The 14,280-nt window shown below is 55.0% G+C and carries 16 protein-coding genes; 12 read left to right on the forward strand and 4 right to left on the reverse strand.

What is annotated here, in order from left to right; genetic code table 11:
* Window positions 1-473 precede the first annotated feature (473 nt).
* The 6 genes from pxpB to EHV15_RS23965 all read left to right on the forward strand — a co-directional run bounded on the left by pxpB (window position 474) and on the right by EHV15_RS23965 (window position 5,830).
* Window positions 474-1,235, forward strand: a complete 762-nt coding sequence (pxpB, locus tag EHV15_RS23940) for a 5-oxoprolinase subunit PxpB (protein WP_128633432.1) — start codon at window positions 474-476, stop codon at window positions 1,233-1,235.
* Window positions 1,232-2,242 (forward strand): 5-oxoprolinase subunit C family protein, encoded by a 1,011-nt coding sequence (locus EHV15_RS23945; RefSeq protein ID WP_128633433.1) that lies wholly within the window; start codon window positions 1,232-1,234, stop codon window positions 2,240-2,242. Before pxpB ends, EHV15_RS23945 begins: the two co-directional genes overlap by 4 nt.
* 43 nt (window positions 2,243-2,285) lie before the next feature.
* The gene (locus EHV15_RS23950) at window positions 2,286-3,071 is read left to right on the forward strand and encodes a LamB/YcsF family protein (protein WP_128633434.1); all 786 of its coding nucleotides are present in this window, start codon (window positions 2,286-2,288) and stop codon (window positions 3,069-3,071) included.
* A gap of 432 nt (window positions 3,072-3,503) precedes the next feature.
* Entirely contained in the window at window positions 3,504-4,805 is a 1,302-nt protein-coding gene (locus tag EHV15_RS23955) for an XdhC family protein (protein ID WP_128633435.1), read from the forward strand.
* Complete coding sequence (locus tag EHV15_RS23960) at window positions 4,798-5,487, forward strand: nucleotidyltransferase family protein (RefSeq protein ID WP_128633436.1); 690 nt, start codon at window positions 4,798-4,800, stop codon at window positions 5,485-5,487. The genes EHV15_RS23955 and EHV15_RS23960 overlap by 8 nt, the downstream gene beginning before the upstream one ends.
* A 55-nt stretch (window positions 5,488-5,542) precedes the next feature.
* The gene (locus tag EHV15_RS23965; RefSeq protein WP_128633437.1) at window positions 5,543-5,830 is read left to right on the forward strand and encodes a hypothetical protein; all 288 of its coding nucleotides are present in this window, start codon (window positions 5,543-5,545) and stop codon (window positions 5,828-5,830) included.
* 82 nt (window positions 5,831-5,912) lie between these two features.
* Here the strand turns inward: EHV15_RS23965 and EHV15_RS23970 are convergent, their stop codons facing one another.
* The gene (locus EHV15_RS23970; RefSeq protein ID WP_128633438.1) at window positions 5,913-6,335 is read right to left on the reverse strand and encodes a hypothetical protein; all 423 of its coding nucleotides are present in this window, start codon (window positions 6,333-6,335) and stop codon (window positions 5,913-5,915) included.
* Between the two features lie 226 nt (window positions 6,336-6,561).
* Window positions 6,562-8,040, reverse strand: coding sequence for an MFS transporter (locus tag EHV15_RS23975; protein ID WP_128633439.1), 1,479 nt, complete (start codon window positions 8,038-8,040; stop codon window positions 6,562-6,564).
* Window positions 8,041-8,197: 157 nt separating this feature from the next.
* Between EHV15_RS23975 and EHV15_RS23980 the strand changes: the two genes are divergently transcribed.
* Window positions 8,198-8,623: a MarR family winged helix-turn-helix transcriptional regulator gene (locus EHV15_RS23980; protein ID WP_036622748.1), complete on the forward strand. Its 426-nt coding sequence runs from the start codon at window positions 8,198-8,200 to the stop codon at window positions 8,621-8,623.
* Between the two features lie 56 nt (window positions 8,624-8,679).
* On the opposite strand, the gene EHV15_RS23985 is transcribed toward EHV15_RS23980, so the two are convergent.
* A complete protein-coding gene (locus EHV15_RS23985) occupies window positions 8,680-9,240 on the reverse strand; it encodes a GNAT family N-acetyltransferase (protein ID WP_128633440.1) in 561 nt (186 codons plus the stop codon).
* Window positions 9,241-9,413: 173 nt separating this feature from the next.
* Between EHV15_RS23985 and EHV15_RS23990 the strand changes: the two genes are divergently transcribed.
* From EHV15_RS23990 to EHV15_RS24005, 4 genes are read left to right on the forward strand one after another with little or no spacing between them, the layout of a single operon-like run.
* A complete protein-coding gene (locus EHV15_RS23990) occupies window positions 9,414-9,839 on the forward strand; it encodes a DMT family transporter (RefSeq protein ID WP_128633441.1) in 426 nt (141 codons plus the stop codon).
* 30 nt (window positions 9,840-9,869) lie between these two features.
* Complete coding sequence (locus EHV15_RS23995) at window positions 9,870-10,568, forward strand: Crp/Fnr family transcriptional regulator (RefSeq protein ID WP_128633442.1); 699 nt, start codon at window positions 9,870-9,872, stop codon at window positions 10,566-10,568.
* 13 nt (window positions 10,569-10,581) lie between these two features.
* The gene (locus tag EHV15_RS24000) at window positions 10,582-11,073 is read left to right on the forward strand and encodes a DMT family transporter (protein WP_128633443.1); all 492 of its coding nucleotides are present in this window, start codon (window positions 10,582-10,584) and stop codon (window positions 11,071-11,073) included.
* Between the two features lie 27 nt (window positions 11,074-11,100).
* A complete protein-coding gene (locus EHV15_RS24005; RefSeq protein ID WP_128633444.1) occupies window positions 11,101-11,502 on the forward strand; it encodes an NUDIX hydrolase in 402 nt (133 codons plus the stop codon).
* A gap of 79 nt (window positions 11,503-11,581) precedes the next feature.
* On the opposite strand, the gene EHV15_RS24010 is transcribed toward EHV15_RS24005, so the two are convergent.
* A complete protein-coding gene (locus tag EHV15_RS24010) occupies window positions 11,582-12,466 on the reverse strand; it encodes an endonuclease I family protein (protein WP_128633445.1) in 885 nt (294 codons plus the stop codon).
* A 736-nt stretch (window positions 12,467-13,202) separates the two neighbouring features.
* On the opposite strand from EHV15_RS24010, the gene EHV15_RS24015 reads away from it, so the two are divergent.
* Window positions 13,203-14,105 carry a transposase gene (locus EHV15_RS24015; protein ID WP_128633446.1) on the forward strand — a complete coding sequence of 301 codons (903 nt, stop codon included), beginning with the start codon at window positions 13,203-13,205 and terminating at the stop codon, window positions 14,103-14,105.
* Window positions 14,106-14,280 lie beyond the last annotated feature (175 nt).

A 14,280-nucleotide genomic window follows, 5' to 3' on the forward strand; every position in this document is an offset into this window, starting at 1 on the left:
CTTCGGATGGAGACAGGCTGACGGGGAGGATTATCCTTGGACAGCCTGTTTGCTTTTATTGAGCGGTATTTTTCGCTAAAATATTGACAGCCGGCTGCTGGAACCGTCGGGTAGAAAGGCCAACCGTCGGCTGGAACGATGACCCGTCGTCTCGACGAACCGTAGTTTCGCCGAACCGTCGTCCTTCAAAATAGCGGCACTTTTTGTGCTTATTATCCGGAGCCGGGCAAGTTCATCCCCATTAGCGGCATTTTTTGTCCTTATTTGCCTAAGGGCGGCCCAGAAGCGGGGATTTCGGTAGCGATTCGAGAAAATAGGGACATTAATTACCTCTATTTCTCTTTGAACAGGGGAGAGCGCCGGAATAACGCCCTTTTTTGCCCTTATGTTTTACGCCGGGGTTTCTAAGGTGCAGTTTCGTAAAACGGATTTGATATTTCGAAATTCGGTTATATGTTTTTAGGAGGAATATGATGAACAACGGGGCTCTCGGCGCCGGCCATGCAAAGGGAACGGAAATCGTTCCGCTTGGGGATACCGCTCTGATCGTCAAGCTTGGAGAAGCGATTCATCCGGCGGTACACCAAAAAGTCAGGCAACTGGCCGATTATCTTGAAAAAAATCCGTTCCGATGGATGGTGGAATTTGTACCCGCCTTTACTTCGGTAACCATATATTATGACATCATGCAGCTGCTAACGGATCAAAAAGAAGCTGGACGGGAGGAAGAAGTATACCCGTTTAAACTCGCCGCCGCCCGCCTTCGCGACGTACTGAGCAAGTTGACAAATACCGGCCTCCCGCCGTCGAAGGTGGTTGAAATTCCGGTTTGCTACGGCGGGGAGCTGGGTCCGGATTTGGCTGCGGTGGCGGAGCATCACGAACTCACACCCGAAGAAGTCATCGACATACATACCTCGGCTGACTACCTGGTCTATATGCTCGGATTTGCTCCCGGGTTTGCGTATTTGGGAGGCATGCCGGAACGAATAGCGACGCCGCGCAGACCAACCCCGCGGCTGTCGATTCCGGCGGGCACGGTCGGTATCGCGGGGGATCAGACCGGCGTGTATCCGCTCGATACGCCGGGCGGCTGGCAGCTGATCGGCAGGACGCCGGTCGAGCTGTTTAAGCCGAGGCAAGTGCCGCCAACCTTGCTGGAGGCGGGCGATACGGTCCGCTTTTACCCGATATCCCGCGGGCAATTTGACGCTTGGGAGGAGGATAAGCGGTGAGCCTCTTGATCCATAAACCCGGCCTGCTGACGACGGTGCAGGATTTGGGCCGGTACGGCACGCAAAAATACGGCGTCATCGTCAGCGGAGCGATGGATGCCTTCGCGATGCGCATCGCGAATTTGCTCGTCGGCAACGAGGAAGGGGATGCCGGACTCGAAATTACGATGATGGGCCCGGAGATCCTGTTCGAGCAGACGGCGTTGATCTCGATTTGCGGCGGGGATTTATCGCCCAAGCTAAACGGAGTATCGCTTCCGGGTTGGCGGACCGTCCTGGCCCCCAAAGGCTCCACACTCACCTTCGGGCCGATGAAGCAAGGCTGCAGAGCTTATTTGGCGGTAAGCGGCGGGGTGGACGTGCCGGTGCAAATGAACAGCCGCTCCACCTATTTGCGGGCCGGCATCGGAGGATATCACGGGCGTGCGCTGGCCAAAGGCGACCGGCTTCCGGCCGGGAACATGTCTTTGCGAAGCCTCCATATGCTGGGCCTGCTGGCGCGGGAGGCGGAAAATAACTTGGGTGCCGTCAGCCGCTGGGCGGTTTCCGCAGACCTCATTCCTCCCTACGAGCCGAACCCGAAGGTCCGGGTTATCGCGGGAGAGCAATACAATTTGTTCCGGGATGAGAGCAAAACGTTATTCGTAAGCGAACCGTTTGAGGTGTTGCCGCAGTCCGACCGGATGGGATACCGTTTCAAAGGACCCAAGCTCAAGCTGGCGAACACCGTGGAGATGATTTCCTCGGCCGTTACGATGGGAACGGTGCAGGTGCCGCCTGATGGCAACCCGATCGTGCTGATGGCTGACCGCCAGACGTCCGGTGGATATCCGAAAATCGCCCAGGTGGCTTCCGCGGATTTGCCGCTGCTCGCCCAGGTGAATTTGGGCGGGAAAGTGAGATTCCAGATGATCAGCTTAAGGGAGGCGCAGCGGCAGCTCGTCGAACGTGAACAGGCCGTTCTTACTTTGCGCCAGGGACTTGGTCATTTGCAGCAGCAGAAGTAAACCGAATCGTTGAATAATCTATCGAAAGCGAGGCGAATGAATCATGAGCGTGGTGGACTTGAATTGCGACATGGGGGAAAGCTTTGGCGCTTATAAAATCGGCAGTGACAGCGAGGTGCTGAAGCATGTGACCTCCGTCAACATCGCCTGCGGTTTTCACGCCGGGGACCCGTCGACGATGCGCCAAACCGTAAAGCTGGCCTTGGAAAGCGGAGCGGCGCTCGGCGCGCATCCGGGACTGCCGGATCTCGCCGGCTTCGGCCGCCGGGAGATGAATATTTCCCCTCAGGAAGCTTACGACATGGTCGTATATCAAATCGGCGCGCTGTGGGGATTCGTGCGCGCGGAAGGCGTAAAGCTGCAGCACGTGAAAGCGCACGGCTCCCTGTACAACATGGCTGCCCGCGATGCCGGACTGGCTGAAGCGATCGCCGAGGCGGTGTACAAAGTTGATCCCGAGCTGATTTTGTTCGGCTTGGCCGGAAGCGCATTGATTAAAGCCGGGCAAAAAGCGGGGCTGCGCACCGCAAGCGAGGTGTTCTCCGACCGTACTTACCAATCCGACGGTTCGCTGACACCCCGCAGACAGCCTGATGCTTTGATCACCGATGAGCAAAAATCGGTCAACCAGGTGATTCGCATGGTGGCGGAAAGCAAAGTGATGTCCCAGCAAAACGTGGACGTGCCGATCCGCGCCGATACGATATGCATTCATGGCGACGGCGCGCATGCCGTGGAATTTGCCGGCATAATCCGCAGCTCGCTGACGAAAGCGGGGATCGTCGTTCAGCCGATCGGTGTGACGCTCAGACAAAAAGAGCGGGCGTAAGAAAACGTTTATCGACGCATATCTTAATATAAACCTCGCCGCTGGCGAGGTTCTTTGTCGTGCAAACCCATACGTTGGATGCAATGGGCGGGATGGGTTTGGGGTTCCACCCGCTGTTAGAGACAGGTTCTTATCGAACTTGCCTTAGGGTTAGAACCTGACTCTAAAGACGGGCCGTAAACTTTCCACCCCATAACCATTCCCTCTTTGGTTCTACTACGAGAAAACTTCCCCTTCTCTACTTCTTCCCATTCCCTCTTCTCCTGTCTCCCCGCTTTGCCTGCGCCTTGTCCTTTAGTCCGCCGGAAATTTTATACGCTATCATCTTAAAAAATCCAGGTTATCCCATTCAAGATCCCGGCATATTTGAGTCAAAGACCGCGTACTGTTTATCGGCGATGCCGAATTGACACGGATGGAGATGACCTGAGCATGGAGGAGATAACCCGCTCGCTGCTCGCTTGCCGGACGGAAGGACGGCCCTGCGTCGTGGCTGCGCTGATCGAGGTGGACGGCTCCGCCTACCGCCGCGAAGGGGCGCGCTGCCTCATCCACGAGGATGGGGAAGTGACGGGCATCCTCAGCGGCGGCTGCATCGAGGAGGATTTACGCGGGCACGCCGCGGAGGTGCTAAGTTCCGGCGAGCCGCTAAAGCTGTTCTACGACTTCCGGGTCAAAGGCGACGACGTCTGGGGGCTTGGGCTCGGCTGCAACGGGGCGATCACCGTTTGGCTGGAGCCGTTTGATCCGGTGCGTCTTCCTGAGGCGGCGGACCGGATTTTATCCGACCAGCTGGGGCGGGCGGAAACGCGGGAGCCCTATGAGGCGGTGACGGTGATCGGCTCCTCCGATCCCGTCGCCGTTCCGCCGGGCACGCGCTGGGTTAGCCCCAGCGGGTCGTACGCCGGCCGGCTTGACGGCGGCCGGCCGGCCGGGCTGGTGCGAGACGTACGCGGCAGCTCCCGGCTGGAGCTGCTCGTCGAACGCATCGCACCGCGCCCGGAGCTGGTCATCGTCGGCGCCGGAGACGATGCCCGCGTGCTCTGCAGCATGGCGAAGATGCTGCAGTGGCGTGTCACCGTCGCCTATCATGCGACGGAGAAGGCAAGCGAAAGCCGGTTCCCGGAGGCGGACGAACTGCAGATCATTCCGAGGCTCGCCTTTGACCAAGTGGACGTTAAAGGCAAATTCGTGGTGGTCATGTCGCACAATCTCGACTTGGACCGGGAAGCGGTGCGGAAGATGCTTAAGCCGGAGGTGGCTTATCTGGGGCTTGTCGGCTCAAGATACCGGCTGGAAAGAATATTGGAGCATATGGGAGTCGTGCGGAAACAGCCGCATAAGGCGGATGAAGCAGACGGAAGCCTTGGCGAAGCCGGGGAGCAGGGAACGGAGCAGAGAACGGAGCAGGGAACGGAGCAAGAGACGAAGCAGGGAACAGAGCAGGGAAAGGTGCAAGAGACGGAGCAAGGCGAAGCGTATCGCAGCGGCATAGACAGCACCCTGCTGGATAAGCTGTATTCCCCCGTCGGCCTGGATATCGGGGCGGAAACGCCGCAGGAGATCGCCATGAGTATCCTCGCGGAAATGTTGGCCTGCCGAAACGGCAAGCCCGGGGGGTTTTTGCGCGACCGCAAAGGACTGCGGGCGACATTTCCGTCCGCGCAGGTTGCCGAAGCGGGCTCTGCGCCGCGGGAGCTCTGCCGACGTTTGGAGACCACTTGCCATGTCTGACGCGGCAAACGCCGTTTGGGCGCTGATTCTTGCCGGCGGGGCGTCGGTGCGGATGGGGCGGCCCAAGCTGCTGCTTCCGGCGCCCCAGGGCAATGTGCTTAAGCAAACGGTATATCAGGCGTTGTCGTCGGGAAATTGCCGGGTTGCGGTGATCGCCGCCCAAAACGGGCCGTTAAAGCGGGAGCACCTGGAAGTCCGGCCGGAGCTGCAGAAGGGAGCCGGAGTAATGACGGCAACGGAAGCGCACCATGTCCGGCCGGCTCCAGCAGAGTCCGTCGAATGGCTGGAAACGGACTCAGCGGCCCACGGACTCGGCGCTTCACTGGCCGCAGGCGTACGGCAGCTGCGGGCGCGCCATTCGCCGGCGGCCATCCTGGTGCTGCTCGGCGATCAGCCGGAGATGAAACCCGGGGCAATCCGCCGTGTGGCCGATACGTTCCGGGAAACAGGAACTTTGATCGTTCAGGCCCGCTATAAGGATCGTCCGGCCCATCCGGTGCTGTTTGCCGCCCCGCTGTTTGCCGAACTGACCGCGCTGAACGGCGACGCGGGCGCCAAAGAACTATTGCGCAAATACGAGGAGCGCATCGTTTATGCCGATCTTCCCGGTCCTGCGCCGAGCGACATCGACACGCCGGAGGACTATCGAAGTTATGTGCGGAATGCTTTTTCCAAAAGTTGACTTGCCGTGAGTGAGACGTTATTCTTAGGTCAATCCATATTAGGAGTGATGTAAGATGGAGCTCACATACCGGTTTGATCCCGAGCGCCTGGAGATCCGTGAAACGGCGGGCGACGCCGATGTGGAGTTTGAGATCACCTTTCTGCAGAAAGAGCCGATGCTGGAGAAAATGCGGGACGTGCAGAAACGGTTTGAGGAAAACGACGTATATACTGATGTTTTGTTCTATATGAACGAGGGCAGGGAACAACAATTTAAGGTCGTGGTCCGGAAGGATTTCTACTTGGACTTTATTTTGGCGCTGCTGAAACACCAGCTTTTGAACCGGGTTGAATGGACGTAAACACAAAACAGAAGATCGCCGCTTTCTGCGCCTTCCTGGCCTGGATGGGGCGATCTTCTTTATTTGTTGGTACGAGAAGCGATTACCCGATGGCCGTAGCTGTAAAAACGATCGGACCTACAACTCTTGCCGCGGCATTGTTGTCTTGATTTTCCACGATTAACTGGTAATTTTGCGTGCCGAGAGGAGCTTGCTCTACCATATTCACGGTGATCAGGCCCCAATCGTTAAAGAGATCTTCCAATTCCACGAGCCCGTAAAATATTTCGGTACCCGCCCTCCAAATCCGCACCAAAATATTCGGGGTATCGGCTAACGCCTCGACACCGATCGTGGCTTTCAGTTCAACCCGGTTGTTAAATGAAGCGGGGTTTGCCGGATCAATAAACACCGAGACGGCGGCGATTTGGACGCCGGCCGGTGAAATAGGGATCGGGATCGCCGGACCGACATTGGTTGCGGGCGAAACTACCGATGCATTGTAATCCAATAATGTTCTTGCCATAGGACTATCATCTCCTTTCGTTTTCTGCTCTTATTTTATGTTGCTAAACGACACCCGTTTGGATAAAGGTAGCGGTTCAGTTGACTCAATTTGGTAAGCCAAGCAGGTAGGCGCAGGGATCATTCCCGCAAGTTTTTTTGCCGCTTAACCCGCAAAAAAAACGGCCGCCTCCGGCTGGTTACCGGTAGAAAGCCGTTTATCATCATCGAAAGTTGTAAGCGAAGGCCTACTGCGAACGCAGCTGTTCGCCGCGAACGGCGCGTTTGGCCGACCATAAACGCCAGCCCGTCAGCACCGCGGCTACCAGGCAAATGGTCGCCGAGGTCATAAAGACGATGTGCATGCCGGAGAGGAACAGGTCGGGGCGACCCGGCACCAATCCGGTAACCCGCTGGCCAGCCAGGCTGCTCATGACGCCAAACAAGGTCGTGGTGGCGACCGTAATCCCAACCACCATGCCGATGTTGCGTACGAGCGAGTTGATGCTGCCGGCGATCCCCAGCTGCGTTTTCGGCACCTTGGACATCACCAGCGAATTGTTGGGCGATTGGAACAAGCCGCTTCCAAGACCGAGCATCGCGATCCATACACCGACCAGGAAAATGGGGCTGCTGCCGTGAAGACCGGCCAGGCCAACCTGGGCGACGACCATCACAATCAGGCCAGCGAAGGTGAGCAGCTCGGAACCGATTTTGTCCGACAATGCGCCGCTGAGCGGAGCGACAATCACCATCACGATCGGGAACAGCATCATCAGCAGCCCGGCCTGCGACGGGGAAAGGTTCAAAATGCTCTGTGTATAAAATGGCGCGATGATATTAAAACAAAAATTGGCGACAAAAACGAGAAATCCGCACAGGATGCTTAGGCTGAACAGCGGATTTTTAAACAGCGACAGCTGCAGCATCGGTTCGGACTTGCGCGTTTCGATCCAGAGAAAAACGATAAACACCACGGCCGCAATGATCAGGGCCGCGATAATACGCGGGTCGCGGTAGCCGATTTGCTGTCCCAGCAGCAAGCCGGAGAATAAAGCGAGAATAAATAAAGGGAACAGCAGGCTGCCGGCTTTGTCGATTTTCACCCGCAGTTTGGTGCGGTCCGCAGGCAGCGTTCTCCAGCCGAGCGCGATAGCGATGAGCCCTACCGGAATGTTGACCCAGAAAATATACTCCCAGCCGAGCGCCGACACGATGACCCCGCCCAAACTCGGTCCGGCGATGCTGCCCAAGGATACGAATGTGCCGATCAAGCCTAACGCCCGACCCCGTTCATTTGCCGGAAAAATATCGGTGATAATGCCTTGGCTGTTCGCCATCGTCATCGATGCGCCCAGCGCCTGGATCAACCGCGACCCGACCAGCATCGTAAGCGTTGAGCTGAACCCGCAAAGCAGCGAGCCCACAGTAAAAATGATCATACCCCACTTGAAAACTTTGATCTTTCCGACGATGTCCCCCAGCTTGCCGAAAAAAAGAATCGCCGCGCAGATCATCAATAAATAGGCGGTCACCACCCATTCCGCCTCCGCGACCTGCAGGTCCAGGCGCTTCGAAATGACCGGGAGCGCGATATTGACAATGCTGCCGTCGAGCGTCGACATAAACGTGAACAGATTCAGCACGACCAGAATCAGCCAGCGCCGTTTTTGGATTTGCGGATCCTCCTGATAGGATACAGGAACGCCTTTACTTTCCGTTTGCATAAAATTTACACCTCTCTTGTTCGGTAAACCCAAAGATTGCATTTGTTGCGCACGCAACTTTTTTTGCTGGTTCCAGTTTACTCCGATTTAGTTGCGCTTGCAACAGATTTTTAGTAAAATTTTCGTAAAACAGACCGCTCGCAAAGAGGTGAAAGGGATGGAGAAGTTTTTCGTCGGCAAGTTGATCTCATACATCCAGCGCATGAACCAAAAGCAGCTGGCCGCCTTGCTGAAGCCTTACGACATCGGCGGCGGGGGGCACCACACTTACCTGAAGGCTATTTTGGCGAACCCCGGGATCAATCAGGATCAACTGACAAGCGAAGCCAAGTTCGACAAAGCGACCACGGCCCGCTGCGTAAAGCAGCTGGAGGAGGCGGGCTATGTTTACCGCCGGATCGACGATCATGACCGCCGCTCCTACCGGTTGTATCCGACCCAAAAGGCCAAAGACTTCGAGCCGACACTGCGGCGGATTTTTGAGGAACATAACCGCCGGTTTACAAGCTGCTTGACGGAGGCGGAAAAGGAACAGCTATCGAGTTTGCTGCAAAAGATCTATGACAGCTATCAGGCGGATTAAAGCTGCAGTCGGAACTATTTTTCCTAGGTTCAATCCGTATTATTTATAGAAGCGGCTTAATGTCCGCGGAACGATTTTTGATGGAACGAAGTGATATCGCGGAAAAGGGACTGCCCGTCATCCGTGACGGCAAAGCCGGCGGACAGCGGAAGGTAGAGGGCGCGGTAGGGCTCGGGCACCCAAATATATTGGTGTACATAAGAGGTGGCTATAAAACCGCAGCGTTTCCAAAATTTTAGGCGGCTGCGGTTTTCCTCCGTATCTTCCGCCTCGGCTTCAATGATGATTGCCTTGACCTGGCTTTCGCCAGCTGCCCAATCGCGGATTTGCTTGAAAAAGCCCGCTCCCAGCCCTTTTCCGCGCAAATCGCGGCGGATGGCCATATAATCCAGGATCAGCCGCTTATTTTCCGCCGGGCCGCTAAATCCGGTAATCGCCATGGCGGCCGCTTCGCCGTCCAGGGCCCCGGCGTGTATGCAGGCTACCCCTTTGTTTAACATGCTCCGCAGCACTTTCTCCGGTTTGGCCCCGTGCGGGAAGGCTTCCCGGTAAATCGGACCAAGCCGTTCCCACCAAGTTTCGTCCCAATGTGTTTTTGTTTCGAGCGTTAGCTGCAATGAAGGCGCCTCCTATAATAGTGAATGAATGCGAAACAGCTTGCTTTTAAATATTATTACAGCGCCGTAGCCTCGGCAAATTTTAGTTGTTCCAAACTTCAGGACATATGTCCTTTCCAAATGGTCCCGTGTTATCTTTTAATATGAACAGACTATGAAGAGGGGAGAACACCATGAAAGGCTTGTTATTTGCGTTTATGGCCGGAGCCTTTATTACGCTCCAAGGGGTGGCGAACGCGCGGATCAGCTCGAGCATCGGCACCTGGCCGGCGGCCGCGCTGACCCAATTCACCGGCTTTGCCGCGGCATTGCTCATCTGGCTGTTTATCCGGGACGGCAATCTGAAACAGCTGGGGCGTGTGCAGCCGTTGTATCTCGGCGGTGGAGCGCTCGCGGCTATTATTATTTTCTCCAATGTCACGGCGATTCAGCACGTCGGCGTCACGCTTTCGATCGCGGCCGTCCTGATCGCGCAATTGTGCATCACCTTTTTGATTGACAGCACCGGATGGTTTGGCATCCCAAAGAAAAAAATGCGGCTGCCGCAATTTGTCGGCATCGCGCTTATGATCGCCGGCGTCGCGATTCTTAAATTGTAGGCCGGCCGGAGGCTTGGAGGGAATCGGAACTTGAATGAAATCGAAGATCGCGGGCTGCTTAAAGCCTATATGCGGGCGTATCAATTGGATAACATATTTACGGAACCGCTTATCCCGCACCTGACGCTGTTTGCTTTCGATCAGGGCGAGTTGATTTGCGCCCAAGGGGAGCCTTCCGGGGTGATGTATGTTTTGGTGAAAGGCAAAATCAAAATATACAACACGTCGGAGGAAGGCCGCACGCTTATCATTTCCTTCAAGACGCCGCTTGAAGTGATCGGGGATGTGGAGTATATCCGGAACGGAGACATCATCAACACGGTCGAGGCGGTGTCGCCGGTGCATATGATCGGGGTGGAATACCGCTGGCTGCGGAAATACTGCGGCGACCATTCCCCGCTGCTGCATTTCTTGCTGGACATCATCACCAAAAAGTTTTACATGAAGTCGAGCTCAATGAGCTTTAATTTATTGTATCCGGTGGAGGTCAGGCTCGCGAGCTATTTGCTGTCCGTAACGTTTGACGAATCCGATGCGGATTTTAGGGGAGAGCTTAGCACATCCGACCTGACGGATGCGGCCAACCTGATCGGCACCAGCTACCGGCATCTGAACCGGGTGCTGCAAAAGTTCGGCGCCCGCGGGTTGATCGAACGGAGCCGGAAGGGCATTTTGGTCAAGGACAGGGAAGGCCTGCAAAAGCTGACCCACCGGAATATCTACGAATAACCGGGAGGAAACCATGGTTTTAGGGATCTTGTTGGCGCTGATCGCGGGGGCGCTGGTCGGCATGCAAAATATTTTTAACAACAAAGTCAATGAGCATACGGGCACCTGGACGACCACCACGTTGGTGCTTGGCCTCGGGTTCGCCGCTTCTTTTGTGATCGGATTTTTGTTCGAAGGGAAAAATATGTTCGCGCTGCACGATATGCAGCCGTGGTTTTATTTCAGCGGCTTGATCGGCGTAGGTGTCGTCACCTGCATGGTGCAGGGAGTTAAACGTTTGGGGCCGACATATGCCGTGGCAATCGTCATGACCTCTGAGCTGGGATTTGCTTTATTGTTCGATTCCATGGGCTGGCTCGGGCTGCAGAAGGTTCCGTTTACCCCGAAGCAGCTGATTGGCGTATTGGTCATTGTCGGCGGGATTTTTGTGTATAAAATGGGCGAGCGCCATCGGTCCGAACAGGCGGCCCGCGCCAAGAAGGCTAAGCAGGAAGCGTTGAACTGAGGACCTAGAGAACGAGGAGGAAATAACATGCCGGAGCATATCGATAAAATCGCCTGGATTTGTATTAAGGATCAGCGGATTTTGGGCGTCCGTTCCAAGGGGAAGGAACTTTTCTATTTTCCCGGAGGCAAGCGGGAGCCCGGTGAAACCGACGCCGAAACACTGCAGCGCGAAATCGGCGAGGAGCTGTCCGTTCGCATCAAACCGGAGACGATCGCGTATTATGGTGCGTTTGAAGCCCAGGCCGACGGCAAGCCGGAAGGGGTGCTCGTCAAAATGACGTGTTATACGGCCGATTACTCCGGGGAGCTTGCGCCCGCTTCCGAAATCGCGGAGTTGGCCTGGCTCAGTTATGCCGACCTGGACCGGGCGTCGCTGATCAGCCGGATCATTTTTGACGAGCTGTATGAGAAGAACCTGCTGGTATGATGAAGGCATCCGGTTTGGCGTTCGACCGGTAGGGAACCGCTCGGGTTGGTGGTGTCCCGTTCCTAACGGCGGGGGACATCTACCGCGCTTGCTGCCCCCATATTTGATCTACCCATTCCGGATGGTCGATAAACGGGTTGCGGTTGTGCTGGTATTTTTCATAAATGACTTGATTCCGTCTTTTCTCGAAATCATCGACCGGGTCTTCTCGATGCCATTTTAAAAGCGTGGATAATTTGCCATGCTTGGGGGCTCTGCGGTTTGTGACTTGATCTACCGCATCCAGATCGATTTCACCGTTACCTTCGTACCTAGCATCCATGTACAGGATGATTCGGGCGATATCTCCTTTTACTTCATCCCTAGGTTCCCAGGAATCGTTATCCCAGTAGGTGTCCGGAGCTTTTAGATATTTGGTGTTTGCCGCTTCGGTGATGTCGAAATCCAAATTACCTCTTGCGCTGTTGACGTCCTTATCCTCCGGCTTAAGGTTATGCAAATCCGTTCCGGGTCCAACTCTTGTGCCGAAATCACCATGGGATTTAGCCCAAACATGTTCGCGGTTCCAGTTGCCGCCGCTGCCTTCGTGCTTCGTTTTGGGGACCGATCGCCCCTCATAAAGAAGAATTACGTTATCGGGATGGTTTGGATCCTGATCCGTATCGCCTAACGCTTTCCAAATTTCTCCGTAGCTTAATTTATCTTGTTTGCTGATGATTTGATGAAGCTCCCGCTTTAGTTCTGTACCTGTTTTTCCGATGGCATCTTTGTAGTAGGTTTGATCCAAATTGGTATTCAATACCTTATAGGAGCCTTTATTTTCTTTAAGCTGCCGAACAGTCTGTGTTTTTGGGGCAACGTTTTGCGTTTGCGGTACACTGCCGTTTTGCGTCTTCATGTTGGTTCCGCATCCGGAAACAAGAACGGCCAAGCACAGAATGATGATTTTGGAGATATTTTTCATGTTAAGCAAACTCCCTTTTTGTTTTGATTTGTACGATGACCAATTTGCCCATTCGCCTCGTTTATCATTACTGCATACGTTTGCAATTTCTGGTTCAATGGTTCAAAAGCGTATAAGGACAAAAAGTGCTCTATTTCTGTGCGAACGGGGAATGAGAGAAATAGGCGCTTAGAACGTCCTTATTTATTTAAAGTAAAGTGATTTACATCATCCCTGCTATTCACCCGATGCAATAAAAATCGGCAGACAAGTCTTGATTTAGCTGGGTAAAGCAGCAATCCGTTGCCGGAGTTGACGCTGAAACATAGGCGGACAGTGTCTTTCCAAAATCGGGCAAGCAACTCGACCGCTTTGCTACGATTCTGCTTAAACATGGAAGCATGGAAGCGTCAACGATGAAGAGGGCGTCACGATCCGCCAAGGCCAGCGCATCTACCTTTTGCACCTTAGCCGTTTCGAGCAGTGGCACAAATCGACGCCAGGTGAGGGAGGGGGGCTAAAGGGTTCGTGTCTTGGTATCCCTGCCTGCTGCTTGCCTTTGCACGATTATCCCTTTCGTTAAGGAAGCAGGGGGTGAGGGCTAGGCAAGGGTTCCAAAAAAAGAGAGAAGAAAAAGAGAGGGGGAAAAATGAGGCGGTTCAGGTGAGATTTTCGGCTTGATAAGGGAACGTATGTTTGGTATAATAAAATAAATCGAACACACGTTTGTAATTTCTTGATTCGGGGGCGAGCGAACATGGAGGGCAATGCGGGAACGGAACTTCAATCATTCAGCAGCCGTTATAACAGCGAGCAGGCCTGCATGGAGGCGCTGATCGCGATGAAGTGGCCGAACGGCTTTGTCTGCCCGCGCTGCGCTCACACCCGGTGCAGTCGTCTGACTTCCCGGCATATCCTCTTGTTCGAGTGCGGAAAGTGCAAGCATCAAACGTCGGCTTTGGTCGGCACGATTTTTGAACGAACGCATCTGCCCCTGCTCAAGTGGTTTAAAGCGCTGGAGTTGTTCCTACTCCCTGACGGCATCTCGGCGATGCGGCTGAGCCAGGTAATCCGGGTCACCTACAAAACCGCCTGGTTGATGCTACACAAAATACGCCATGCCGTCGGGGAATTCGATGCCCGGGAGTTGCTCTGCGGAGACGTGAAGGTGAACAGCGATCTGTATGGGCGTAATCCGTCCCGGTGTCAGTTTCCGCATCCGTATGCCTCGGCAGTCGTAGCGGGATGCACGGTAACGGAATCGGGCGAGCCGGAGCAGGTCAAAATCCGCCTGGTGCCGCATAAGAGAGGAGACGGGAAAAGGGCAAACCGTCACGAACTCGCCGCGTTCATCAACGGGCATGTGGATGTCCGTACATCGGCGGTAGAGTCGTTCCCCCTAGCCTTTCGGCTGTATGCGCCCTTACGGAAAGTGGTGAGAGAGGCGTGGGAATCGCTGAAGAGTACGTATATAGCCTTGGGACTGAAGCATCTGCAGGCGTACCTGAACGAGTACACCGTACGCCGCCGTCTGCACCTGCCCGGAGCGGAAGAAACGATGCGGCAGAAATTGCTGCGCATGTGTGTGGCGATTCCGGCGATCCCTTATCGCCAGCTGATCGCACGCCAACCGAACCAGCCCCTTGCGGCTGCGGCCTGATCGAGGCGCTGGAACGGTGGGGAATTTTGACGCAGATCAACTTAATGGGTAGGGGTTAGTATGAACAGTCGGGGCGTTGCTGCAAATGGAAGGGTTCAGGCTACAGCAAAATCACGGTCTTTTCGTTTCCCTCGCGTCTTGTCCTTGATCTACTGTCTTGATCTACTGTCTTGAT

This window comes from Paenibacillus oralis (genome assembly GCF_003863965.1).
Classification (GTDB): domain Bacteria; phylum Bacillota; class Bacilli; order Paenibacillales; family Paenibacillaceae; genus Fontibacillus; species Fontibacillus oralis.

Bases quoted from the DNA above. Each gene is read 5' to 3' on its own strand.
- EHV15_RS23955 (WP_128633435.1), top strand. From the start codon at position 3,504: ATGGAGGAGATAACCCGCTCGCTGCTCGCTTGCCGGACGGAAGGACGG.
- EHV15_RS23990 (WP_128633441.1), top strand. From the start codon at position 9,414: ATGAAAGGCTTGTTATTTGCGTTTATGGCCGGAGCCTTTATTACGCTC.
- EHV15_RS23980 (WP_036622748.1), top strand. From the start codon at position 8,198: ATGGAGAAGTTTTTCGTCGGCAAGTTGATCTCATACATCCAGCGCATG.
- EHV15_RS23960 (WP_128633436.1), top strand. From the start codon at position 4,798: ATGTCTGACGCGGCAAACGCCGTTTGGGCGCTGATTCTTGCCGGCGGG.
- pxpB (WP_128633432.1), top strand. From the start codon at position 474: ATGAACAACGGGGCTCTCGGCGCCGGCCATGCAAAGGGAACGGAAATC.
- EHV15_RS23965 (WP_128633437.1), top strand. From the start codon at position 5,543: ATGGAGCTCACATACCGGTTTGATCCCGAGCGCCTGGAGATCCGTGAA.
- EHV15_RS23975 (WP_128633439.1), bottom strand. From the start codon at position 8,040: ATGCAAACGGAAAGTAAAGGCGTTCCTGTATCCTATCAGGAGGATCCG.
- EHV15_RS24010 (WP_128633445.1), bottom strand. From the start codon at position 12,466: ATGAAAAATATCTCCAAAATCATCATTCTGTGCTTGGCCGTTCTTGTT.
- EHV15_RS23970 (WP_128633438.1), bottom strand. From the start codon at position 6,335: ATGGCAAGAACATTATTGGATTACAATGCATCGGTAGTTTCGCCCGCA.
- EHV15_RS23950 (WP_128633434.1), top strand. From the start codon at position 2,286: ATGAGCGTGGTGGACTTGAATTGCGACATGGGGGAAAGCTTTGGCGCT.
- EHV15_RS24015 (WP_128633446.1), top strand. From the start codon at position 13,203: ATGGAGGGCAATGCGGGAACGGAACTTCAATCATTCAGCAGCCGTTAT.
- EHV15_RS24005 (WP_128633444.1), top strand. From the start codon at position 11,101: ATGCCGGAGCATATCGATAAAATCGCCTGGATTTGTATTAAGGATCAG.
- EHV15_RS24000 (WP_128633443.1), top strand. From the start codon at position 10,582: ATGGTTTTAGGGATCTTGTTGGCGCTGATCGCGGGGGCGCTGGTCGGC.